Origin of the sequence: Palleronia caenipelagi, assembly GCF_007004065.1 — a bacterium.
GTDB lineage: Bacteria > Pseudomonadota > Alphaproteobacteria > Rhodobacterales > Rhodobacteraceae > Palleronia > Palleronia caenipelagi.
Genome location: NZ_VFSV01000160.1, coordinates 1 through 747, shown reverse-complemented (window position 1 = coordinate 747; position 747 = coordinate 1). Strand labels below are relative to the sequence as shown.

At 63.3% G+C, this 747-nt stretch carries 2 protein-coding genes; both read left to right on the top strand.

The annotated features are described in order from the left end of the window. On the top strand, positions 1 to 611 hold a 611-nt coding region (locus FEV53_RS20450; RefSeq protein ID WP_142836427.1), incomplete at its 5' end, for an IS3 family transposase. Then, the coding region (locus FEV53_RS22325; protein ID WP_425465514.1) for a DDE-type integrase/transposase/recombinase at positions 560 to 747 on the top strand (188 nt) is incomplete at its 3' end. The genes FEV53_RS20450 and FEV53_RS22325, both read left to right, overlap by 52 nt.

Below are 747 nucleotides of genomic sequence, written 5' to 3'. Positions count from 1 at the left end.
CACAAAGCTCAGTTCGACTGACCGTGGCCCCAGTGGGGCCGCGTAAGCGGGAGAACGCGGTTTCTACACTTTGCCGGCTGGTCCGCCTGTCGCGCAGTTGGTTTTATGGTCACGGCGCCGGTGAGGCAGCCCGTGAAAGTCGGAAGGCGCGGCGTGCGGCACGGGACAAGGCACTGCTGGAGCGGATCAGCCATTTTTTCAAAGCCAGCAAGGGGCGCTACGGGTCCAAACGCATCCACCGGGATCCATGCGCTGACGGGGAGAGCGTCTCAGAACGTCGTGTAGCCAGAATAATGCAGAAAAACAGGATCTCAGCCCGTCCGCGCAAGCGCCGCAAGCCGGTCACCACAAACAGCAATCACCAGCTGACCCCGTCGCCGAACCTGCTGCAGCGGGCGTTTCACTGCACCACCCAGAACACCGTCTGGCTGGCCGACATCACCTATGTCGGTACCGGCGAGGGCTGGCTCTACCTCGCTGCGGTCAAGGAATGTGCCTTTGTCCGCCGTCGCCCATCGGGCTCCGACCGGTGGCGCCGCGATGGGCAACTCCAAGGACAATGGCGCATGCGTCCCGCGAAATCGTGGGGTGGTCCATGGCCGAACATCTGAAAGCGGAGCTCTGCTGTGATGCGCTCTGGATGGCCCTGGACCGGCGCGGTCCGCTCCCGGGCCTGATCCTGCATTCGGACTGCGGCATGCAATATGCCAGTGGGGACTATCGCAAGATCATCCACCGCGCGAAGCT